This window comes from Rhizobium sp. NFR07 (assembly GCF_900111905.1).
Taxonomy (GTDB): Bacteria; Pseudomonadota; Alphaproteobacteria; order Rhizobiales; family Rhizobiaceae; genus Neorhizobium.
This window is the reverse complement of record NZ_FOKM01000029.1, coordinates 1-22661: the sequence shown is the minus strand read 5'-3', so window position 1 is coordinate 22661 and position 22661 is coordinate 1. Positions and strand designations below refer to the sequence as shown.

Annotated in this window: 20 protein-coding genes and 1 pseudogene; 2 read left to right on the top strand and 19 right to left on the bottom strand. The window is 59.9% G+C overall.

The annotated features are described in order from the left end of the window. Positions 1-14 precede the first annotated feature (14 nt). The 17 genes and pseudogenes from BM216_RS32710 to BM216_RS32630 all read right to left on the bottom strand — a co-directional run bounded on the left by BM216_RS32710 (position 15) and on the right by BM216_RS32630 (position 19333). Positions 15-857 (bottom strand): carbohydrate ABC transporter permease, encoded by an 843-nt coding sequence (locus BM216_RS32710; RefSeq protein ID WP_093004493.1) that lies wholly within the window; start codon positions 855-857, stop codon positions 15-17. After that, a complete protein-coding gene (locus tag BM216_RS32705) occupies positions 847-1779 on the bottom strand; it encodes a carbohydrate ABC transporter permease (protein ID WP_093004491.1) in 933 nt (310 codons plus the stop codon). The genes BM216_RS32710 and BM216_RS32705 overlap by 11 nt, the downstream gene beginning before the upstream one ends. Before the next feature lie 12 nt (positions 1780-1791). After that, entirely contained in the window at positions 1792-3063 is a 1272-nt protein-coding gene (locus BM216_RS32700) for an ABC transporter substrate-binding protein (RefSeq protein WP_093004489.1), read from the bottom strand. 36 nt (positions 3064-3099) lie between these two features. Beyond that, positions 3100-4710, bottom strand: coding sequence for an FAD-dependent oxidoreductase (locus BM216_RS32695; RefSeq protein WP_210217101.1), 1611 nt, complete (start codon positions 4708-4710; stop codon positions 3100-3102). A 1-nt stretch (position 4711) separates the two neighbouring features. Next, positions 4712-5776 carry a LacI family DNA-binding transcriptional regulator gene (locus BM216_RS32690; protein WP_143102944.1) on the bottom strand — a complete coding sequence of 355 codons (1065 nt, stop codon included), beginning with the start codon at positions 5774-5776 and terminating at the stop codon, positions 4712-4714. Positions 5777-6057: 281 nt separating this feature from the next. Continuing rightward, a pseudogene (locus tag BM216_RS32685) lies at positions 6058-8948 on the bottom strand (Tn3 family transposase). A 118-nt stretch (positions 8949-9066) separates the two neighbouring features. Beyond that, entirely contained in the window at positions 9067-9249 is a 183-nt protein-coding gene (locus BM216_RS33900) for a formylglycine-generating enzyme family protein (RefSeq protein WP_143102943.1), read from the bottom strand. Between the two features lie 189 nt (positions 9250-9438). Further along, the gene (locus BM216_RS32675; RefSeq protein WP_244530463.1) at positions 9439-10194 is read right to left on the bottom strand and encodes a sulfite exporter TauE/SafE family protein; all 756 of its coding nucleotides are present in this window, start codon (positions 10192-10194) and stop codon (positions 9439-9441) included. Then, the gene (locus tag BM216_RS32670) at positions 10191-11345 is read right to left on the bottom strand and encodes a mandelate racemase/muconate lactonizing enzyme family protein (protein ID WP_093004483.1); all 1155 of its coding nucleotides are present in this window, start codon (positions 11343-11345) and stop codon (positions 10191-10193) included. The genes BM216_RS32675 and BM216_RS32670 overlap by 4 nt, the downstream gene beginning before the upstream one ends. 18 nt (positions 11346-11363) lie before the next feature. Then, a complete protein-coding gene (locus tag BM216_RS32665; RefSeq protein WP_093004509.1) occupies positions 11364-12098 on the bottom strand; it encodes an SDR family NAD(P)-dependent oxidoreductase in 735 nt (244 codons plus the stop codon). 74 nt (positions 12099-12172) lie between these two features. Then, the gene (locus tag BM216_RS32660) at positions 12173-13219 is read right to left on the bottom strand and encodes a tagatose 1,6-diphosphate aldolase (protein WP_093004481.1); all 1047 of its coding nucleotides are present in this window, start codon (positions 13217-13219) and stop codon (positions 12173-12175) included. Further along, positions 13203-14144: a sugar kinase gene (locus BM216_RS32655; RefSeq protein ID WP_093004479.1), complete on the bottom strand. Its 942-nt coding sequence runs from the start codon at positions 14142-14144 to the stop codon at positions 13203-13205. Before BM216_RS32655 ends, BM216_RS32660 begins: the two co-directional genes overlap by 17 nt. Then, positions 14141-15217: an ABC transporter ATP-binding protein gene (gene ugpC / locus BM216_RS32650; protein ID WP_093004477.1), complete on the bottom strand. Its 1077-nt coding sequence runs from the start codon at positions 15215-15217 to the stop codon at positions 14141-14143. The genes BM216_RS32655 and ugpC overlap by 4 nt, the downstream gene beginning before the upstream one ends. A gap of 3 nt (positions 15218-15220) precedes the next feature. Continuing rightward, positions 15221-16219: an alcohol dehydrogenase catalytic domain-containing protein gene (locus tag BM216_RS32645; RefSeq protein ID WP_244530462.1), complete on the bottom strand. Its 999-nt coding sequence runs from the start codon at positions 16217-16219 to the stop codon at positions 15221-15223. A 5-nt stretch (positions 16220-16224) separates the two neighbouring features. Continuing rightward, a complete protein-coding gene (locus BM216_RS32640) occupies positions 16225-17052 on the bottom strand; it encodes a carbohydrate ABC transporter permease (protein ID WP_093004475.1) in 828 nt (275 codons plus the stop codon). An 11-nt stretch (positions 17053-17063) separates the two neighbouring features. Next, positions 17064-17939 (bottom strand): carbohydrate ABC transporter permease, encoded by an 876-nt coding sequence (locus BM216_RS32635; RefSeq protein WP_093004473.1) that lies wholly within the window; start codon positions 17937-17939, stop codon positions 17064-17066. A 101-nt stretch (positions 17940-18040) separates the two neighbouring features. Further along, the gene (locus BM216_RS32630; protein WP_093004471.1) at positions 18041-19333 is read right to left on the bottom strand and encodes an ABC transporter substrate-binding protein; all 1293 of its coding nucleotides are present in this window, start codon (positions 19331-19333) and stop codon (positions 18041-18043) included. A 229-nt stretch (positions 19334-19562) separates the two neighbouring features. Between BM216_RS32630 and BM216_RS32625 the strand changes: the two genes are divergently transcribed. Together BM216_RS32625 and BM216_RS34435 are read left to right on the top strand one after the other, a co-directional pair. Next, positions 19563-20582 (top strand): LacI family DNA-binding transcriptional regulator, encoded by a 1020-nt coding sequence (locus tag BM216_RS32625; protein ID WP_093004469.1) that lies wholly within the window; start codon positions 19563-19565, stop codon positions 20580-20582. Positions 20583-20798: 216 nt separating this feature from the next. Beyond that, positions 20799-20945 carry a hypothetical protein gene (locus tag BM216_RS34435; RefSeq protein ID WP_177230956.1) on the top strand — a complete coding sequence of 49 codons (147 nt, stop codon included), beginning with the start codon at positions 20799-20801 and terminating at the stop codon, positions 20943-20945. A gap of 8 nt (positions 20946-20953) precedes the next feature. Here the strand turns inward: BM216_RS34435 and BM216_RS32620 are convergent, their stop codons facing one another. Together BM216_RS32620 and BM216_RS32615 are read right to left on the bottom strand one after the other, a co-directional pair. Beyond that, positions 20954-21952 carry a sensor histidine kinase gene (locus BM216_RS32620; RefSeq protein WP_244530371.1) on the bottom strand — a complete coding sequence of 333 codons (999 nt, stop codon included), beginning with the start codon at positions 21950-21952 and terminating at the stop codon, positions 20954-20956. Positions 21953-22325: 373 nt separating this feature from the next. Beyond that, positions 22326-22535 carry a cold-shock protein gene (locus BM216_RS32615; protein WP_093002983.1) on the bottom strand — a complete coding sequence of 70 codons (210 nt, stop codon included), beginning with the start codon at positions 22533-22535 and terminating at the stop codon, positions 22326-22328. Positions 22536-22661: the final 126 nt, after the last annotated feature.

Sequence of the window (22661 nt, the reverse complement as noted above, 5' to 3'; positions counted from 1 at the left end):
TGTGATCCGGTTGTTCAGCCCTTGAGGCCTGTATGGGCGAGGCCTTCGACAAATTGCTTCTGGGCAATGATGAAGACGATGAGGACGGGCAGCGCCGTCAGGGTGGCGGCTGCGAGCTGGATGTTCCACATTGGCCCGCCATAGGCGTCGGTATATTGGGTAAGCGCCTGCGGCAGCGTGAACATCTCGGCGCTAGAAAGAAATACGATAGGCTCGAGGAACAGATTCCAGGAATGCAGGAAGGTGAAAATGGCCACCGATGCCAGTGCAGGTTTTGCCAACGGCAGGGCGATCCTGGTAAAGATCTTGAACCGTCCAAGACCATCGACGCGAGCCGCCTCTTCCAGTTCGGCCGGAAGCGTCACGAAGAACTGTCGCATGACGAAGGTGGCGAATACGCTGGGCGCGCCGAAGATCGGTACCAGGATCAGCGGCCAGTGAGTGTTGACCATGCCGGCCTTCAGAAACATCTGGAATAGCGGCACGATCGTCACTTCGGACGGGATCAGCAGGCCGAGCAGCACGATCATGAAGATCGCATTCGCGTAAGGAAACCTGATCCGGGCAAAGGCATAACCCGCCATGGACGAGATGATCATCGTGCCGATGGTCACCACCGCCGCGATATAGGCGGAATTCCAGTATTGCCGGACAAAGGGCTGCAATTCGAAGACCTTCGAATAAGTCGTCCAGTCGTAGCTTTGCGGCACGAGTTGCGGCGGGAAGGCGAAGATATCGCTGATCGGCTTTATCGACGACGTCACCATCCACCATGTCGGGAAGACGAAGGGGATGAGCAATACGCACATCACTCCGTAGAGCGCCACTTTTGCGCGCGGGGAAATATCAGCTCTCATAAAAGACGATCCTCTTGCGCATCTGCCACTGGGCGAATGTCAGGATGGCGACGATGGCAAACAGCAGGATGGACAGCGTCGAGCCGTAGCCGAAGAAGTGAAACTGGAATGCCTGCTGGTAGAGATAGTAGACCAGCACGGTGGTCGAGAGGCCCGGCCCGCCCTGGGTCAGCACCGCGATCTGGGCAAAGACCTGCAGCGACCCGACGATGGTGATGATCGAGGTCAGCAGAATCGTCGGGCTGATCAGCGGCAGGGTGATGCGGCGGAACTGCTTGAAGGCCGGCGCGCCATCGATCCGCGCCGCTTCGTAGAGTTCCTTCGGCACGCCCTGCAATGCGGCCAGGAACAGGATCATGTTCAAACCGACATTCTTGAACACCTGCACGACGATGACCGAGATCATCGCGGTCGTCTCTTCCCTGAGCCAGTTAGGACCTTCGATGCCGAACGTCAGAAGCATGCCGTTGATACCGCCGTTTTTCTGCAGAAGAAAACTCCAGACGATCGTCCAGGCGACTAGCGAGACGACGACCGGCGAAAAGAACAGGGTGCGGAAGATAGCGATGCCGGCGAGTTTCTGGTTGAGCAGCACGGCAAGAAGAAGCGCCAGCGACAGGTTGAAGATCACCAGCCCGGCGGAAAAGATCGCCGTCGCACCCAGCACTTCGAGAAGGCTCTCGTCCTCCATCAGCATTCGGTAATTCTGCGCACCGGTATAGGTGAAGGTGTTCGCGAGCACATTCCACTCGTGCAGCGAATACCAGAAGACTAGCCCAAGCGGGATCAGCACGAAGACAACGATCCCGATCAGTTGTGGTGCAATGAAGAGGAAGCCGGTGAGGCTGTCGCGCCGCGCGATCGTCCAGAACGGCGATGAGGAACGGCCTTCCGGACGAGCGTCTTCCTGCGCGACAGCCATGACCAACCTCCTTCAGCGCTTCAGCAACGGGCCGATCTGGCCGCAGATTCTCTGGAGAGTAGCCGGCACGTCCGCCTCCGGTCGCCACACGGCGTCGAGATTGGAGCGAACCATCTGCTGGATCTGAGCAAATCCGGTATGACCGGGCATGACCTTGCCGGTGGCGATGCCTGAAATCACGACCTTTTCGATCTGTTCCTGACTGAGCAGGGGATTGGTCTTTTTCAGAATATCGGCATTCAGCAGCGACTTCCGCGCAGATGGGAAGAACTGGCTGAGCTTGGCCGAGTTTTCCGGATTGGTCATGTAAGCGACGAATTCGGCGGCCGTTTCGGCATTCTTGCCCGATTGCATGACGCCGATGCCCGCCTGGCCTATCAGTGCATATTCACCTGCCGAGCCCTTCGGCAGCGGCACGAGATCCCAGCTGAACGGCTTTTCTTTAGGCAATAGCGAGGCGCGACTGATCTGGGTGATCGTCATCGCCGCATTGCCGGCGAAAAAATCGACTGTCTCGCCCGGGCCGGGGATCGCCTTCTTGGTGAACACGGCGTCGTGGATGAAGGTCAGCGCATCCGCCATCGGCTTGTCGGCCATGGTGCAGGTCTTGCCATCTTCGCTCCAAGGCGATGCGCCCCAGCCGTTCCATACAGAGGTAAGGTATTGCCATGCCTGATAGTTGAAGTCGCGCACGACCAGCCCGCCCTTGCCGGATTTGGCAACGGCGGCGGCCGTTTCGATCGCGTTGTCCCAGGTCCATTCGCCTGCAGCGATCATCTCGGCCGGTGTTTTGGCGCCAGCAGCCTTCACGAGATCGTTGTTGACGAAAACGGCGAATGGCGAAGTCGAAAACGGATAGGCGTAGAGCTTGCCGTCTTCAGTCCAGCGTTCGGTGGCCCCAGTACCGACGTCTTCAAGATTATAGCCTTCTGCCGCCTTCAATGTGTCGGTCAGCGGATAAAGCGCGCCGGACTTGACGAAATCATAGGCCGAAGTCTCGAAGATCCACGCCATGTCGGGCGCGTTGCCACCGGCGATCTGGGTCGTCAACGCTGTCGTATAAGTCTCAAACGGCAGCGACTCGTACGTGACGCTGACATTCGGATGATCCTTCTTGAAGCCCGCGGCGATCTCGTTGAACAGCTTCAAATGTGCTTCATTTGCGCTCCAGATGGTCATCCGAAGATTGACCGCATCTTGCGCCTGGGCAGTTCCGCCCAGCGCAAGCGATCCGAGGATCGCCAGTGCGCAGGCGGTCGATTTCAAAGTCCTTTGATAAGGCATTCCCAGTCCTCCTCCAAAGATGGGTTCGATCAAAAATCAGTAGGCGGCGATCTCCGGCCAGCGGAACTCGATGCCTTCGCGGGTCAGTGCCGCCTGGAACTCCGTCAGATGGCTGTCGGCTTGCTGCACTTGGTGCGGGCTCAGCCCCTTGCTTAGGCACCACGCCGCCAGCATGCCGGCCACTTCGCCAATGTTCCATTCGACAGGGTGCAGGCGGTAGCAACCGTTGGTGATATGGGTAGTGCCGATATTCTTACCGGCCGGGATAAGGTTCTTCATCCGCTGCGGCAGCAGCGCACCGAGCGGGATTTCGAATGGACAGGACGGGACGTCAACATAGTTGTCACCGCCGGTCGAGGGATGCAGGTCGATGCGGTACATTCCGATGCCGATGCTGTCGCGATACCGCATCGCGCCCTTTTCACCGCGCACGGTAAAGGAAAGGTCCTGCTCGACGATCCGCGTCACCGGCTTGATCCGCCGGCCCTCGCGGATATAAGGCGCCATGGCAAGACCATGTTCGGTGCCAGTGATATCACCACGCAGACGCAGGCCCCGATAACCCTGACCGCCGTCGAGACGCGGCGCGTCCGTCTGCAGCCAGTAAAAAACAGAATACGAAAGGTCGGCTGCCGATTTCAGATGCCGCGCCTTTTCTTCGTCCGTGACGTCGATGATGGTGCCGTCCATGTAGTCGATCATCGGCCAGTTCACGAGGCAGATGTCAGACTGATAGAAACCCGGCGCAAAGTTCTTGCGTGCGGCGATACGGCGGAAGATCCAGAGGTTTTCGTCGCCGCCGCCCTTGCGCTGGTCGGCATCGACGAGAAGCGGATCATCATCCGGGTTCGGCGTGAACGACCGTGTCGTATGTTCCAGCGTGCGCGGATGCGGCGCCGTCAGGCCGAGCAGCGGACCGCCCCAGAAATGCGGCTGGTACTTGCGCCAGTAGTCATAGTTTTCCGGCTTGTCGATCGTCTGGTCGCCGTCGACATGATCAATCGCAAAGCAGATCGAGACCGCCTGAACATTGTCTGGCTGGGCTTCTGCCGGCGCACTCGGTTCGCCTGTGTCGGACTGCGCCTCGAATCCTTTGGCGTATTCTGTACCCGTCATTGGCAGAAGATCGCCGAGTTCGGTCGCGTCGAGAACGTATTGGGCCGAAATGACGATCTCGGCATCCGTATCGCGGTGGCGGACCGTAATCGAGCGAACCGTGTCGCCCTCGACATCTGCGGCAAACGGCCGGTAGGGCTTCAGCACCGTCAGCCGGCCGGCACCAATATAGGGCATCAGCATGCTTTCCATCACCGCCAGGCTGACGCGCGGTTCGGCGCAGATGCGGCTGACCCAGCCGCCTCCGGGATTGAGGTCACCCCAGGCGCGAGCGCCTTCGGTCAGCGGATAGTGGTCACGATAATATTGCCGGACACCGCTGCGCAGTTTGCGATAGGACCGCGTGATGCCAAACTGCTCCACCCAAGTGTGTTCGTCGGAGGGGACCGCCTGACTAGTCAGCTGCCCGCCGATCCAGTCGAATTCCTCCGTCATGATGACGCGCTTGCCGGCGCGAGCTGCGCCCAATGCTGCTGCCACGCCCCCCAAGCCGCCGCCTACCACGAGAATATCTGCTTGCAACTCTTTCACGTCATTGAATCCGTTTCGTTGATTGGCGTTTCTTCGCGGGATACAAAGGGCATGGCCCCAGTGTTTCGCCCGCGACGGTCTCACAGGTAAGAAGAATCTGGCTGCCGACACTGCCGGTCTCGATCCGGTTAACCAGCATCGCCGTTGCCTGCCGTCCCATCTCCTCGCGGGGAATTTTGTAGGACGTGAACCGCACTGGGCTGCGGCCAGCGCGGATATGGCTACCGAGCACGACCATCGAGAAATCCTGCGGCACGACAAGCCCGCGCTCCCGTGCTGCAGCCTCGACTCTCACCGCATCCGCCAGCTCGATGAAGAAAGCGGCCGTAGCACCGCTCGACACGATCCCGTCGACGATCTCACCGGCTGGCCGGTTGACGGCATCGACATGCAGTGCAAGCTTCGGCCCCTCACCCAGCGCGGAACAGAAACCTCGCCAGCGATCGGCAATGGATTCCGCCGTTCCTTCCGGGCCGACATAGGCAAGCTTCGAATGGCCGAGCAAAACGGCCTCTTCGACGAGTTGCCGGGTGCCGGCTGCATAGTCGCCGCCGACATAGGGAACCGGCCCGCCGGCATCGTCACGACGGCCGATCGCCACGAAAGGGTAATCCTCCGCCACCAGCCGCGCGAGTTCCTTGCGGTCGAATTCGCGGCCGAGCACGAGGCAGCCGTCGGCTATGCGGAGCCGATTGTTCTCGGAGAATATCTTGCGGTTATTGCCGACACCGGCGCTCGTTAGGAGCAGGAGATCGTAGTTCTGCTGCTGCGCCTCCTCCTCGATGCCGAGCAGGAAGGGCGTGAAGAAGTCGGCCTGCGCGCTCGGAAAAGCCGGCTCGTAGGTGAAGACGCCAAGGATGCGGTTCAGCCCCTTGGCCATCCGCCTCGCGATCGGGTCGGCGACATAACCAGTCGTGCGGATAACACCTTGGACGCGCTCGCGGGTCTCGGCAGGGATACGTGCTAACGCGGTAGGCGCGCCGTTGAGCACAAGCGAAACCGTAGCCTGGCTGACGCCGGCAAGCTTAGCGATATCGTTCTGAGTTAGTCGCTTGTGGCCGGTCACGCGATGCCCTCCCAGCATCAAATATCTGCTAATGCGTATTAACGCTAATACGTATTAGCACGACAGCCTTGCGATATGTCAAGAGGCGATAGTGGGAGACTTCACTGCTTCGCCTCCAGTCGGAGTCCTGACGGAAAGGAAACAAGCCCGGTATTTTGCGAGCAGGTTTCTGGTCAGTGGTCTTTGCCGGAGGCGTGCTGTGCGCTGGCGCACCCCTCCCAATATGGGGCCAGAACAAGAGGGGTGCGAAATCGTACGCTAAGGGCGAACGGAATGAGAACTTACGCGGCGTCCCTTAGCCTAGCCGGAAGGCGGAGCGATCGGAATCCGTTGGGCATCTGATGTTCGGCATCCCAGGTATAAATGCCGGTAAGGTTGATATGCTCCCGACTGAGCGGCGAGATGTGCTTCAACAGAGTATCAGCAATATCTCGACCCGCTCGCTTCATCTGTGTGATTGCACGGTCGAGATAGACTGTATTCCAGTGGACGATCGCACTGACGACGAAGTTAAGACCATAAGCGCGGAACGCCTGGCTCTCGAACGACCGGTCGCGGATTTCGCCCCGCTCGTGGAAGAACACAGCGCGTTTCAGCTTATGGGCAGCCTCGCCCTTGTTTAGACCGGCTTGGCATCTCCGCCGTAGTGCCGGACTTGAGTACCATTCGATCATGAAGGGCGACCTTTCGATACGGCCGAGTTCGCGGAGCGCCCTCGCGAGATGGCTCTGCTTTGAAGACGCTGACAGTTTCTTGAGGATCGTAGACGGCACCACGGACCGCGTCGTGATCGACGCCGCGAGATGGAGCAGATCGTCCCAATGTTCGAGGATCAGGGCGGTGTTGATCGGCGCCCCGATGTGGTTCGACAGGGTCGGATACGCATCGCTCTTGTCGAACGTGTGGAACTTCCGATCTTTGAGATTGCGCAGTCGCGGTGAGAACCGCTTTCCGATCAAGGCGAACAGCCCGAAGATATGATCACTGGCACCGCCCGTGTCGGTAAAGTGTTCATGGATGTCGAGGGCAGTGTCCTGATCGTAGAGCCCATCGAGCACATAGGCCGCCTCGCTCTCGGTCGGACTGATGGGCAAAATGCTAAAGTAGCCATATTGATCTGACAGGTGGCTATAAAATTTCGATCCAGGCTCGCTGCCGTAATGCAAGTTGATTTCGCCTCGCTTTGCAGCTCGGTCGCTCGCTCGGAAGAATTGGCCATCGGACGATGACGTTGTGCCATTGCCCCAAAGCTGAGAATGCGGATGCTGGGTGTGGGCATCGGTGATGCCCGCTTGCGCCGCGCGGTAGGTCTCCGATCGCGCATGGAATGTACGCATCCACCCAATCTGGTGAGCGCTGATCCCCTTGGATGCGCCCGCCATTCGCTTTGGGCCGAGGTTTGTCGCATCGGCCAGTACACCAGCGAGCATGGCAGAGACATTTTTCGGGATGTCGCCGGTGCGAACATGCGTGAATGAATCTGCAAAGCCGGTCCATTCATGCACCTCCCTCAGCAAGTCGGGAACCTCAATCAACGGATACATGTCGCTGACCTCGGCATTCAGTTCCTCGGCGGCCGCGGGGACTTCGCTGGAGGTTGGCGTGACAATAAAGGTACCTGCCTCGAGACGAACTCCCTCGAGCTTTCCGGATCGTGCTCTGTGCGCCAAACGCGTCAGGTTGAAGTCGAGCATCTGACGCGCTTCGGCAAGCCACTGCGCGCCGTCGCTCTGGACCCCCAAACCGAGACGATCTTCGTCCTTCATCGTGATGAATGTCGACCGCGGCATCAGATGCTCGTCAATCGGACGGAAAGATCGGCTTCCGTCGACCCAAATGTCCGCAGATCTGAGCCGGTCTCGCAAAACCGCTAGCGTGGCGATCTCGTAGAGACGGCGATCAGGTTTCCCTTGTTCGAAGATAAGCCGTCGATCAGTTTGGCTGAGGTGGGTGAGCGGTACGCGATCCTGGAGTGTCCGCCGACAATGCACCAATGTATTTGTGGACGATCGCATACTGCTCGGCTGCCACAGACAACGGCGGTGCCTCGTTGTCGTCGACCATCGACTCAAGCTCAGGCTTGATCCGAAGCAGCCGGTCCCAGCCGACTCTTTTGTCGAGGACAATCCAATGCGTTCCGACCATGGTCGTTGGCAGACTGCAGGGCGGTGATCGTATCCAGAAACATGCGCAGCGCTTTGGCGGTGTTCGCTCTGCAGTCCATATGCCGCTGCTTCTTTCGATTGTTGGCTTGCGAGAACAATTTACCCATCAGCTTGATAAACATCGTCACCGCATCGTCCGTAAGCTTCTGGCAAAGCTTGATGATTTGAGTCACGATCAGAGCGTGGCGACGGCTGGCGTTGAAGTCGTTGGCAAGCCAGGCCGGCGTTGCGTTGCCCTCCCGGATCATCTGGTCCCACCGTCCCGCTGATATGCGCGCCTGCAGTTCCGGATCGATCTCCAGCCGCCGCAGAAAAGCTATCCGCTCGGTCAGCCCGACGAGGTTCGCCGCAGCCGGCGCTTCTGGCGCCGAACGCAGCCAATGAAATCGCGTCTGGCCGATCGACGGGTCAACCTCTAACAGCCTATCCAGTAATTGAAGCCTATCAAGTGGGATGTCTTCAATCATAGTTCTTTCTGCCCGGCGCCGGGCCATGGCACGGCCGGCAAGGCCGATGCGTTCGATCGTGGCGATCGCCGGCAAAAGAACTCCGCGTTCGCGAAACGTTGCGAGAAGCGAACTGGCTATCACAGCACCGTCGTCGGACATGGTCGCCGCCTGAATTGCCGCCAATAGCGCGGCGGGGCGATCTTGCACCGTCGCGCTTCTCGTACCCAGATAGACCATTAGTCGCGCCGTGTGATCCCGACGGGTTTCTTCGCGGCGTGCATAGAGGGCAAATTCGTCTGGGGTGGTGCCGATCTGATCAGCAACATACTTCAGCATGGCGCGAGGCGGAGTTTCTTCTGCCCCAAGCACTCGACCCGGGTATCGCATCAGACATAGCTGGATGGCAAAGCCGAGCCGATTGTGATTACGTCTCCGTAGTTCGATCTCCAGGCGATCCGCTAATGACAACGAATAGTGGCGAATTAAGCTGTCCTCGTCGACTGGGATATCGACAAGCTTCCGGCGATCTTGATCTTTGAGAAGCTTGCGCTTTGCCATCGCCCGACTCCATTCATGACCAATCTGCGTGAAGCGTTGTCGAGTCGGGCCGAACAGAGAAATCAAAACTGGCGCATGTCGATGGCACTCCACAGAGATCGGATGGTGCACATCCGAACTACAACATCGTTCCTGTTCCGTTCGGCCTTAGCGTACGATTTCGGACTGCTCTTGTTCTGACCCCGAATTCGGCAAAACGGCGCACCGTTACCGTCTCGACCTCAAGAGCAAAATCCTGCAGCAGGATCTTGCGTGCCGGACCTTCGCCATCGCCAGAAATCACCAAATCGTCGGTGCCCACAAAGCTCTCGCCGCCCCTGACTGCAATCGTCTGGCCTTGCTGGCCACGGACGCGGGAACTTGCGGTTTCGGTCGGCGCCGACCCCTGACCGTTTCGCGTGGCCCCTGAAAAACACCCCTCCATGCCAACCTCCCGAAAGCACTCCAGCCAGAGGCCTATATCAGCCGTCGAGGCGCGCGATACAACATCTCATCCAATTATCACCGGCAGGGCCAGTGATAATCCCGACATCAGCAACAGGACAAAAGCCAGTCGCCGGAGCGCCGCCGGAGACAAAGGCGGCGGCCAGCGACGGGCCGCATAGGTGGCGAGCAACACACCCGGCAAGGCAGCGGCAGCCCAGATGATTGCATGGGGCGGCAGTTCTCCCGATGCCGTCACGAGGACGAGGCGGAACATGGCATTGATCGAAAACACCGCCACCAGCGTTTCGCGGATCATGCTGTGCGGCAGCGGTTGCCGGTAGAGATGATAGACGAGCGGCGGCCCGGCGGTGGAAAACAGCCCGCCCATAATGCCGCCAAGCGCGCCGAAAAACACGAAGCTCGGCTCCGATGACAGGGTTTTACGGGGGCTTGGCCTGAAGATCAGCTGCAGGCTGGAGACGATTATGACGAGGCCGAGGATCAGTCGCATTGCGGCGAGCGACGACGAGGCCAGAAGGTCGAGAAGAACGTAACCGACCAGAATCAGCGGAATGGCGCCGGTCAGTGAAAGCAGGAAAGGTATTCGGGCGATCTCCCGCCATCCCTTCACCAGGATCATCAATGCATTCGCAAGCGTCAGAAAGCTGACGATGATCGCCGCTTCGGGTAGAGGAATGAGCCCGGTCAAAGCCACCGCGCCCATCAGCAGCAGCCCGAAGGCAAAACCGGTCAGCGTCTGCATATAGGCGGCGATGAAGGACAAAAGGATGAAAGCAGCTATGCCGCCGAAAGGCATCATGTCCGCTTTTCGGCAACAAGCCGCATCGTCTCGAAGGGCGCCAGTTGCTGCAGATCCGGTTCGACCCCGAGCCCCTCGCCTTCCGGCAGCTCGACCCAACCTTCCTGAACGAGCGGCCAGCGCGGCTGGATGGCATCACGCAGCGGATTGGGATTGACGTCGATCTCCAGCATGCCGTCCCCACCGGCAGCCGCGAGAATATGGGCAGACGCGACGAGCCCGATGCCAGCCCCGAGGAAATGAGGGCAATACCTTTTTCCGGCTGCGTGGGCGGCCTTTGCGACAGCAAAACAACCGCTCGGCCCACCCCATTTCGCCGCATCAGGCTGAATGACGGAGAGGCTGCCGGCTTCGATCGCCGAATGGAAGGCCGCCTCGCCGATCAGGTTTTCGCCACCGGCCAGCGGCGTCGATGTGAGCCCGGCAAGATCCGCCCAGAGTGTTTCGGAAGAATCCACCCGTACCGGTTCTTCCATCCAGCCGAGACCGAGATTGTCCGTGGCGCGCAGAAAGGCGCGGGCCTGTTCGGCGGGAAAACCCTGATTGGCATCGGCATGCAGCGTCTCGCCGGGGCGAAGGTCGGCATGCAAGCGGCGCAGAAGATCGAGGTCACGGTCGAAATCGAAACCAACCTTCACCTTGAAATCGCGATAACCGGCGGAGCGAGCCTCGGCCACCAAACGTTCCGCGTCGAGAATATGGATACCGCTGGCATAGGCGCGCATCCGACCAGTGGCCGTTTCGGCCATCGCCGTTGCGAGGGACAGACAGGAGCGGCGTGCCGTCAGGTCCCAGTATGCTATGTCGAAACCGGCAATCACCTGCGCATAGGGGCCGACCTCGCCGGTCTGCAGGACGAGGATTTCGGTCGCCGTCGTCAGCTGCCGAAATAGTTCCGGCGGGGATGGCAGAGTTTTTCCAAGAACACGCGGGGCGATATCGCTGACGACAAGGCGGGCCCGGTGTTCGGCACCGCAGGCCGGCCAGTTGCACCAGATCTCGCCCCAGCCGACCGTGCCGCGATCGTCCTCGAGGCGCACGAAGACCGCGGGGCGGTCGAGCATCGTGCCGAAGGAGGTCGAGACCGGCTTTGCCAGCGGCACACGAAAAACCAGCGCTTCGACTGAGATGATCCTCGTCTCATCCTGCATGGAAAACCCCCTCCCTCATCATCCCGCCAGAAAACCGCCGTCGATCGCATAAACGGTGCCTGTCGCATATTCGGAGGCCGGCAGGCAGAGGAAAACGGCCATGCCTGCCACGTCCTGAGGCTTGCCCCAGCGCTTGAGCGCCGTGCGACCGGCGATCCGGTCGTGATGCGCCTTGTCTTTGCGGCCCTCGGCATTGATCGCCGTCTCGATATAACCTGGGGCCACGGCATTGACGCGAACACCCTCTTCCGCCCAAGCGAGCGCGAGCGCCTTGGTCAGCATCACGACCCCACCCTTGCTGGCGCAATAAGCGGGAATGCGCGGCAGCGCGGCAAACGCGTTCATGGAGGCAATATTGACGATCGAGCCCTTCGAAGCGGCAAGATGCGGCTTGAAGGCCATGCAGATACGGAACGTGCCGGTCAGGTTGACGTCCAGCACCTTCTGGAACATCTCGATCTTGAATTCCTCGTCGCGGGCGAGAATGCCGGCGCAGTTGACGACGGCGTCGACCCGCTCGAGGCCATCGGCGAAAGCGGTGACATCAGCATCCGAAGTAACGTCGAGTAGCGCGCGCGATATCCCGTCCATGCCGTTCAGCCGGCAGCGATCGACAGCGGGCTGGTCATGGCCGGTCACCGTCACCGTCGCACCGCGGGCATGAAACAGTTCGGCGATGGCCGAGCCGATATCGCCCGCCCCACCGATAACGACGGCATGAAAGCCGGGTGGCAAACTGAACGGATCCTGCATCATCCTCGCCTCGCATTTTATTGAGTTCATGTTCGGGCGCTGCGATCAATTCACAGCGCCCGGCTGGTTCGGTCTCAGGCCGCAGCGTAGCTCTGAGCAAAATCGCCTTCGTTCTTGATCGCCTGGAAGGCCGGGGCCGGGGCTTTCCACTTCGGCGCCTTTTCCGCCGTCAGGCGGCTGAGGCTGTCGAGAACGGCAACACCTTCCTGCGCCAGCGACTTGCCGACGGCGGCGGTATCGGGGAAATGGGTGCGGATCGAATTGAGCCAGATCGTCCGACCGGCGAGGAAACCGCCGGCGCCGGCTGCATAGGCATATTCCAGCACGAGTTCGAATTTTTCCGGCGCGGCACCGCCGGAGAGAAGCACCCAGGGAATGCCGGCATCAGCGCAGATCTTGCCGACCATGTCGAATTCGTTCTGAGCCGCCTTGGCAGCCGCACTGCCGTCACGGGCCGGCAGATTGTTTGCGGCAAGCGGGCTTTCCAGCTTCAGCAGATCGACGCCATATTCCGGCTTGGCGAATTCCCGCACGCTGTCGATCACCAGTTCCGGCAGCTTGGTCGGGGATTCGACATAGTCCGCCGTATGGCCGGCCTGGCCGAGGAAGGGGAAGACCAGCAGTTCGAGCACATAGGCGATATCGAAACGCTTGCAGTCCTCGCCGATCTGGCGGACGAAATTCTTCTGGTGTTCGAGAACATCCGGCGAGGCATCCGGGCGATACCAGGCGAGAACCTTGACCGCATCGCCACCGAGGCGGCGGATCTTTTCGACACTCCAGTCAGCAATCACCTTCGACTTGCGGCCGCCTTCGCTCTCCTCGGTGCGGTGATCCTCGAGCGTGACGATCAGGCCGCAATCGGCCGGCAGAACGTCGATCGCCGCCGGGATAGCGTAGTTCGGATCGAACAGCATCGAGCTGCAATGCGGCGAGAGGTTTTCGACCAGCAGGCGCTTGGCGGTGATGACGTCGGAGAACGGTACTTTCGCCTTGTCGATGCCGCGGGCAGCCGCGATCGCTTCGAAAAGCGGCGGGCGCTGGTCGAGCGCGACCATGCAGAAATGGCCCTCCTTATTGGCGAGGCGCGCAAGGCCGCGGGATTTACCGAGAGTAAGCATGGTTCTTCCTTTCAAAGGATCTGAGTTCATCAAGTGTCGGGATGGCGGCGCGGCCGCCGGCGCGGGTGCATTTAAGCGCGGCAACCGCGCTGGCAAATGTCAGGCTGTCTTCGATCGCAGCACCGGCGCTGATCGCAAAGGCGTATGCGCCGTGAAAGACGTCGCCGGCAGCGGTGGTGTCGATCGCAACCACATTTGGTGCGGGCATTTCCTGGATGCGGCCATCCTCCAGCCAGACGAGGCCCTTGCTGCCGCGCGTCACCGCCACCATTTTGCTGCCGAAGGAAGCGGCGTGTTGAAGGGCCCAGGGGATGTCCGGCCCGGCGAAACCCGCCAGTCCCGGCTCCGAAAAAATCACCTGATCCGTCAGCGGTAAAAGACGCTCGAAGATCTCGCTATCGGCGACTTCGCCGTCGAGGATCGTCGGAATGCCCTTTTGCCGGGCGCTGCGGAACAAGGCATCCGCCCCGTCGGGCCAGCGCGGATCGCCCAGAACACAATCAGCATCGAGCGTTGAGAGCGGCAGCCAGGAAGGATCGGTGGGAAAGGTGCCGCGGAAATTGGCGATCTGCCGCTCGCCATTCCCATCGACAATGATGGCGGAAACCGAGGAGGCTCCGCCCTCGAAGAGACGGAAATGTTCGACATCGACGCCTTCGGCGGCAAAGGCACCGGCCATGAAGCGTCCGGCATCGTCGTCGCCCGCCCTGCCCCAGAACGCGGTCGTGCCGCCCAGTCTGGCGACCGTGACAGCGGCATTGGCCGCCAGCCCGCCATGCTCGGTCAGATGTTCTGCCGCCCTGATCTTCTCGCTGCCGCCACCGGAAAATCCCGTCTCCACCCGCCAGATGCGGTCGAGAGCGGAAAGACCGAGGCAGACGACCCTGGGCAGTTTCGCATCGGGGATTTTGATCTCTCCGATCATCGGATCGCCCTTCCGGACGCCTTGTCGAAGACATGCGCCTTACCGGGCCGGGCGGCGAATTTCAGCTGTTCACCGACCTTCGGCCGCAATTCGGGATTGACCCTTGCGACGGTCCTGACGCCCGCAAGATTGAAATGCACCAGCGTGTCGGAGCCGAGCGGTTCGACCAGATCAATGGTTACGGCAAAGGCCGCTGGGTCATCGGGTGCATGCAGAAAATGTTCCGGCCGGATACCGATGACGGCGTCCTGCATCGCGCCGAGGCCCGCCTTTGCGGCATCCGGCACCGGTGGCTTCAGCCCGTCCGCACCCACGAGCGCAAAACCGTCACCGGCGCGGCGGATGTCGAAAAAGTTCATAGCCGGAGAGCCGATGAAACCCGCGACGAACTGGTTGGCCGGCGTTTCATAAACCTCTTCCGGACGGCCATATTGCTGGATCTCGCCGCCCTTTAGGACGACGATGCGGTCCGCCATCGTCATCGCCTCGACCTGGTCGTGGGTCACGAAGATCATCGTCGTCCTAAGTTCCTGGGAGAGCGCCTTGATCTCGGCACGCACTTGGTTGCGCAGTTTTGCGTCGAGGTTGGACAAAGGTTCGTCGAACAGGAAAACCTTCGGATCGCGCACGATGGCGCGGCCCATGGCGACGCGCTGGCGCTGACCGCCCGAAAGCGCCTTCGGCTTACGCTCGAGGAAGGGCTCGATATGCAGAAGGCCGGCGGCACGGCGGACACGCTGGTCGATCTCCGGCCTGGTCATGCCGCGCAGTTCGAGCGCAAACGCCATGTTGTCGTAGACCGTCATATGCGGATAGAGCGCATAATCCTGGAAAACCATGGCGATATCGCGCTTGGAGGCCGGCACGCCGTTGACCTTGGTGTCGCCGATGAAGATCTCGCCGCCGCTCAAGGGTTCGAGCCCGGCGATGATGCGCAGAAGCGTGGACTTGCCGCAGCCCGACGGGCCGACGAAAACCACGAATTCCTCATCGGCAATCTCCAGGTCGAGGCCCGGAATGATGGTGAGTTCACCGAATTTCTTGGACAGATTCTTGATGCTGATGGAGGCCATGGATCACCCGAAGGACAGGAGAGGTTTGATCAGCTTGCCTTCGGCAAAGCGGGCGAAATTGTCCGGCAGCGCGTCAAGGCCGAAAGCGGCATCGACGAAGCGCCGGTATTTTTCCTTGTTCTTCCTGAGCAGGTCGATATTCGGCTCGAAATCCCGAATCGGGAAATAGAAGGTCCGGATCATGTAAAAATCCTTTCGACGGAAGATCTTGCCCTCCTCGATCGTCCAGGGCTGGGCATTCTCGCCGACCAGCATCAGCGCACCGCGCGGCAGGACGAGTTCGATGCCGAGATTGCGGGCCGCATGGGCGCCCGAGCATTCGAAGATCAGCTTGAAGCGTTTTTCCCGCGACCCGACCGGATGTGCCGTAGCGCCGAAGGACAGCGCGATCTGCAACCGTTCCTCATTGGGATCGGCGACATGAATGTCGGTGTAGCCGAGGCTCTGCAGCGCCAGAACGACACCGAGGCCGACCGGCCCGGCGCCCATGACGAGTACAGGCGCAGTTTCTTCCGGCGGCACCAGCGGCATGGCGAAACGGACCGCATGCGCAGACGTGCCGATCGTATCGAGCAGAAGCGGCGCCAGATCATCCTCGATATCGTCGGGAACAGGCAGGAGGCAGTTTTCCGGCACCGGCAGATATTCCGCATAACCGCCCGGCCGGTTCCAGCCGATCAGGCTCGATACCTCCAGGCACATCTGCGTGTCACCGGCTTTACAGGCCTCGCAATGATCGCAATGCAGCGGGATATAGACGACGTTGCGCTGACCGTGGCGCGGATGCCCCGGCTGTTCGACCGTTCCGAAGATCTCGTGGCCGGCGGTGAATTCCGCGCCCTTGTGCCAGAGCTTGAAATCCGAGCCGCACAGCGCCGTGCGGCTGACCTTGACCAGAACCTCTCCCTCGCCGATGGCTGGAATATCCTGGTCTTCAATGGTGATGCGGCGGTCTCCGTGAAAGATCGAGGCCCGCATGCGTGAGTTTTGTCTGTCGCTCATGATGATCATCCTTTAACGGCGCCGAGAGTGAGGCCTGCGACCAGCCAGCGTTGCACCAGAATGGCGAGCGCCAGCGGCGGCAGCGCGATCAGCGTTGCGGCGGCCATCAGCGATCCCCATTGCGTGGAGCCCTCTCCGACGAAATTGAACGCGGCTGCGATGAGTGTCTTCGTGTCGGAATTCGACAGGATCAGCGAGAAGAGGAAGAAGTTCCAGGAGAAGACGAAGGCGAGAATGGAGGACACGGCAACACCGGAGCCAACCAGCGGCAGCGCGATCTTCCAGAGTACACGCGTCACCGAGCAGCCATCCATCTGCGCCGCCTCGAACACGCTGCGCGGAATGTTGTCGAAAAAGGGAAGCAGGACCCAGATGACGATCGGCATGGTGATGACCGCATGGCTGAGGATCAGCGCCGTGTAGGAGCCGATCAGACCAACCTCGCGGAACATGATGTACCATGGCAGAAGAAAAAGCGTGCCCGGCGCCATGCGAGCGGCGAGCGTCAGGATCGCCGGCCAGGTGACCCGCGACCAAGAGACGGCAAAGGCGGCCGGAATGCCGAAGATCAGGCCGAGAAGGGTCGAGCCGATGGTGACGACGAAACTGTTGAACGCGTAGGAGAAGAAGGGCGTCGTCTGCCAGAGCGTTTCATAGTTTTCGAATGTCGGCTGGAAAAACAGCGTCGGGGGATAAGATGTGACCTCGAAGGACGGCTTGAACGAGGAGAGAACCATCCAGACGGTCGGCGCGAGGATTAAGATGCCGGCAATGGTGAGCTGGATCGTGTTCAGCCAGTGAAGCCAGCGATCGGAATTTTGGGTAGCGTTCATGGTTATCTCCCTCACCAGGCCACGGCAGAGCGCAGGCGGTTGAGCATCAGCACTGCAACCAGCACGATGGCCGAGAGCGTGATCATCAGGGCGCTGGCGTAACCGATGTTGAAGAACTCGAAGCCGACCCGGAAGCCGTAGATATTGAGCGTGTTCGACGCATTGCCCGGTCCGCCCTGGGTGGTGATGTAGATGATGTCGAAGAAGCGGAGCAGATCGACGCTACGTAGCACCGCGGCGGTGACGATGGTCGGGAGGAGCAGCGGCAGCGTGATGCGGCGAAAAACGCGGGCCGGCGAGGCGCCGTCGATCTGTGCGGCTTCATAGACACTGGGCGGCAGTGACTGCAGGCCGCCGAGCACGATCAGTGCCACATAGGGTGCCCATTGCCAGGTATCGATCAAGGCCACGGTCGGGATGACCCAGGTCGGCGAGGCCAGCCATTCGGACGGCGGCAGGCCGAGCGACTGAAGGATATAATTGGCAGCGCCGAGCGACGGATCGAGAATGACCAGCCACATCATGCCGGCCACGACCGGCGGCATCATGAAAGGCGAGATCAGAAGCGAGCGCAGGAAGCCGGAAAGCCGCTTGGAATGGAAGAGCAGCATGGCGAGATAGATGCCGAAAACGAGCTGCAGCACCATGGAAAGGATATAGAGCGCGAAGGTGACATAGAGCCCGTTCCAGAACTCGCCGTCCTTGATCAGCGCCGTGTAGTTGGCAAGCCCCGTGAAGCTGGAGGCGCCGGTGCTGGAAAACGACCGGAAACCGAGCCAGATCGTATAAACGACCGGGAAGGCGATCATCGCGACGGTAAAAATCACCGCCGGTGCGGACAAGGCAGCAAGCTGCCGTCCCTGGCTGTCGTTCAAGCCTGGTTTCATGGAGGGCTCTCCAATCGGTATCGGGGCAGGATCTGGGGACTGGCGACCCCGACGATCGGGGTCGCGACTTAAGTTTGGTACCGGTCGAAAATCAGACCGGATTATTTGCGGGCGATCAGCCCGTCGAGCGCGCTGTCTGCCGCGGCGCAGGCCTCGGCGACCGGTTTCTGGCCGAGGAGAATATCCTGTACGGCCTGGCCGATGTAATCACGCGATTCCGGGTTGGCGATGATCGGGTAACCGACTTCGGAAGACCCCTTCGTTGCAAGCTCGCCAAGCGCCGACTGCCAGCTGGCGCGCACCGGCGCCTCGGAAATCCACTTCTTGTATTCCGGATCATCGGCGACCGAGGCACGCGGCGCGGCAACACCCTGGATGGCAAGACGCTTCTGCATTTCCGGGCTGGATGCCCATTGCACGAAATACCAGGCGGCATCCTTGTGGGCGCTGTTGGCGGAGACCGACAGGCCCCAGCCGATCGCCGTCGGCACGCTGCCCGCGTCACCCGCCGGCAGCGGGATCACATCCGTATCCTTCAGACGTTCGCCGCCTTCCATGATGGTGCGCAGCTCGTTCGAGGATTCGAACGCCATCGCCGCGCGGCCGGCACGATAGAGCGCCGAGATCTGATAAAAGCTGTAATTCGACGAGCCGGGCGGGCCATAATCCTTGAGCAGCTCACCGTAATAGCCGATCGCCTTCTGGCTGGCCGGCGAGCACAGGGCCGACCTGCCGTCGACAATATACTTGCCACCCATGTTATGCAGGACATTGCTGAACGTATAGGCGATCGCCGCCTTCAGGCCACGCGATGTAAAGGGCGTGATGCTGCTGTCGCACTCTTTCAGCGTCTTGGCCGCCGCCTGAATATCGGCGAGCGACGTCGGCTTGGCAATCTTGCACTTTTCGAAGATATCGGTGCGGTAATAAAGCAGCGGGCCTTCGAGATTGAGCGGAATGCTGGTCAGCTTGCCGCCGAAGGTGGCGGCCTTGACGAGCGCCGGGCTGATGCCGGCGAAATCATAGTCAGGCGAGACATCTTTCTGTGCGGAGGCCGTAAGGTCGGCATACCATCCTGCAGCGGCAAACTGCTCGCCTTCGCGCGATGCCAGCGTCATGAAGACGTCGACTTCGTCGCTCTTGGAATTCATCACGGTCACCAAACGCTGACGCATCTGCTGTTCCTGATAGGAGTCCACCTTCAACTTGATGCCGGTCAGCTTGGTGAACTCGTCCTTGTAGGAGAGCACGGCCTGGGACCAGGGATTGTTGTTGGCAAGAAACGAAACCGTTTCACCGTCATGCGCCTTCCAGTCGAACGCGAATGCAGGGCTCGAAGCGCCGGCAAGCGCGCAGGATACAATCAGAATACGAGCTGCGGAGATTTCTGGCATGCTTTCCTCCACTTGGCCGCCTAAAGGCGGTGTTCCAGCGCTCCTCCTCGAGCGACAAAATCTGGCTTCTCCCGAGCTCAGATCATGTAACCGGTTACATAATCCCTCTGTTTCGGCCCTGTCAACCGCGTACCCCATAAAAATTCTGATTGCATTGCAGCGTATTATTTGTTTGACACCCGCGCAGAAAGCGCTGCTAAGCTATGTAACGTTACAGACGAGTACACGGATGAGCGCCGAAAAAGAAAAGACCGGGATAAGAGCCATCGCGCGGCTGGCAGGGGTCTCCACTGCGACCGTTTCACGTGCACTTAACAGTCCGCAAAGCGTCAGAGAGGAGTTGCGGCTGCGCATCCAGTCGATCGTCGAAGAGACGGGATATGTGCCGCACGGCATGGCGCGGGCTCTTTCCAGCAATCGCACGCGCACGATCGGCGCGATCATTCCGACCATTGACAACGCTATGTTTGCGCGCGGCATCGAGGCCCTGCAAAAGTATCTTTCCTCGCGCGGCTACATGCTCATCCTCGCGACCAACGAATACGACATAGACGTAGAGTTGGAGCAGGCGCGCAACCTTATCGGCCGCGGCATAGACGGGCTGATCCTGCGCGGCGACTGTCATCATCAGGCGCTCAGGGATTTGCTACGGGTGCGCGAAATGCCCTCCATCAATGTCGGCGTCTACAACCCGAACGGAGCCGCAGCCAGCATCGGCGTCGACAACGAGGCCGCCGCTCACCGGGCGATGATGCACCTTATCTCGCTCGGGCATAAGAAAATCGGCATCGTCAGCGCACTTCAGCGAAACAATGACCGCGCCAGCGCCCGTATTCGTGGCTTTCGGCGCGCCTTGGCGGAAAACGGTTTAGACGTCCCAGGCGAATGGCATGTCGAGGTGCGCTATACCCTGGATGACGCGCGCGAGGCCGCTCGCCAACTTCTCACAGGGAAAACCACTCCAACCGCAATCGCCTGCGGCAACGACGTGCTTGCCTATGGCGTTATGCTGGAAGCCGAGCGGCGGGGCATGCAGCTCCCGAAAGATCTTTCCGTCGTTGGCTTTGACGACTTGGACTGGAGCCGCCACCTGAGACCTGCCCTCACCACTTTGCATGTACCGACCGATGTCACATGGCGCGGCGCCGGAGAATATCTGCTTGCCAGATTGGATGGGCACAGGGTGCCCAACCATTATGAGATCGACTATTCACTCATTGTCCGTGAATCGACTTCGGCGCCTGTCTAAGTGACAGGCGACATCCCAGCTCTTGAAGGGATCAGGACCTTCGACCCGGTTATTTGAGTAGCGCTAACGCGCTGAAATCGCTCAGCGGCGCGAAGGTGATCAATGCTCTGAAAGACGCCGGCTTCGAAGTCATGTAGGCCAGGACGGCGGACGAAGCTCTAGATATTCGGCGAGCAAGCCATCCACTTCCTGTTCACTAACGTCCAGATGCGGGTTATGGCGACCGCGGTCGATCTTGCCCATGAGGTTGCCGCTCGAATTTTGGAGGCTGGCATCATCGGCGCTTCTGGCCGCATCCCACAAACGGAAATCGAGCTCCCGTTCTCGGCAGACGCCGATGCAAGACGGATGAATGACGATTAGATCGTCAGTCAGACGGAGAGACGGTTCCCATCGATGGTCAGCGTCACCTGAGCTCCGCTCAGTGTCCAGTTGTATGCTATCGTCCCACCCAGATGAGCGGACATCGTTCGCATGAGCAGTCGGCTGCCATAACCGCCTTCCCCCTCAGGAGCGACGACCTCCGGACCGCCCTGCTCTGTCCATGTCAAAACCACGTCCTCGCCGGCATTTTTGCCCGAGAGATCTAGCGTCCCAGTCGCTGACGATAATGCACCGTACTTCAGCGAATTGGTCGCGAGCTCGTGAATGACCAACGCCAGCCCTGTTGCCGCGCCTTCACCGACGCCCATGCGCGGAACCGCCACTCTGATGCGCCCAGAAAACGCAGCGGTCTCGTCGTATGGCGCAAGCAGGATCGTAATTAGATCTCCAAGCAGCGCCGCCTTCCCCTGACCGCCAGGTAATGGGCGGACAAGGTCATGGGCGCGCCCTAGCGCGGTCAGGCGCTGGGTTAGCTGGGAGGTCATATCCGTTATCGAGTTCGCGGACCGCGAGGTAATCTGTGTGAGCCCGGTTGCGATGGCGAGCAGGTTCTTCACACGGTGGCTCATTTCACCTGCAAGAAGCTCGTGTCCTTCTTCGGCCTGCTTGCGAGATGTCACGTCGAGAAAAATGCCGGTCATTGATCGGGCCAAGATGTCTTCGTCGTTTCCTTGTCCGCGCGCCGATACCCAGCGGATATCGAGGCCACATAGTATCCGAAAATCGATCTCATAAAGTCCAACGACCGCACGTGTTGCGATGAATGCCGCTCTTACCCGGTCACGGTCAGCCGGGTGTATTTTTTCCGACAGATCCTCAAAGGACAGGGTGCCATCAATCCTGACGTCCCAAAGTTCGTACCCGCGTCGATCCATCACGAACGCGTCGGTATCGACATTCCATGTCCACAAAGCCACCCCCGCAGCCTTTATGGCGCGCTGGAGTTGACTTGAATTCCACTCTACGTTTTCGTCGTGATTGAGCAATGCCTAAACCTTGTAACTCCGTTCTGACGGCCGCGCTTCGCTGCCAAACCATCGGGAACAATTGCAATTTCGTATGCTTCCTTCGCCAGGCCTGCCTCCCGCAGCCGCACGGTATTTTGCCTCGCGATCCTGGACAATGGAGTCCAATTTCTCGATTGCTTAGTTACGTGCGAAAAACCGCGATTAAGTGTGGCTGAAGGCGATTTCTGCCTGATGCCCTGGATTTCAAATTGGTCTGTGCCATGGACAGAATCCTAGAGAGTACGCACTGAGTGTGAGCAACAAAAAAGGCCAGGCTATTCGCCCGGCCTCGTAGATAACTCGGTCTCGTCAGTGCCAGTACATCCGTGGTCACGGACGAACCCAGTTATGATTAGGCGGCCTGAAGGTTGCAGGCCGACATTTTGCCCGACTTCACGTCGCGCTCGAGTTCGTAGCCAAGCTTCTGACCTTCAACGATTTCGCGCATTCCGGCGCGTTCGACGGCCGAGATATGGACGAAAGCGTCAGCGCCGCCGTTGTCAGGCTGAATGAAGCCAAAGCCCTTGGTGGAGTTGAACCATTTTACTGTGCCTGTGGTCATGATGATGATCCCTTTCAAAGCATGATTGATCGACCGCGAAACCTGCGCTCCGCAGATGGAGGTGGCGATGTTTTTGAAAGGAAGGTTCGTTCAAAACGCGGTGCTAATCGCGCGGTAACCAAAGCT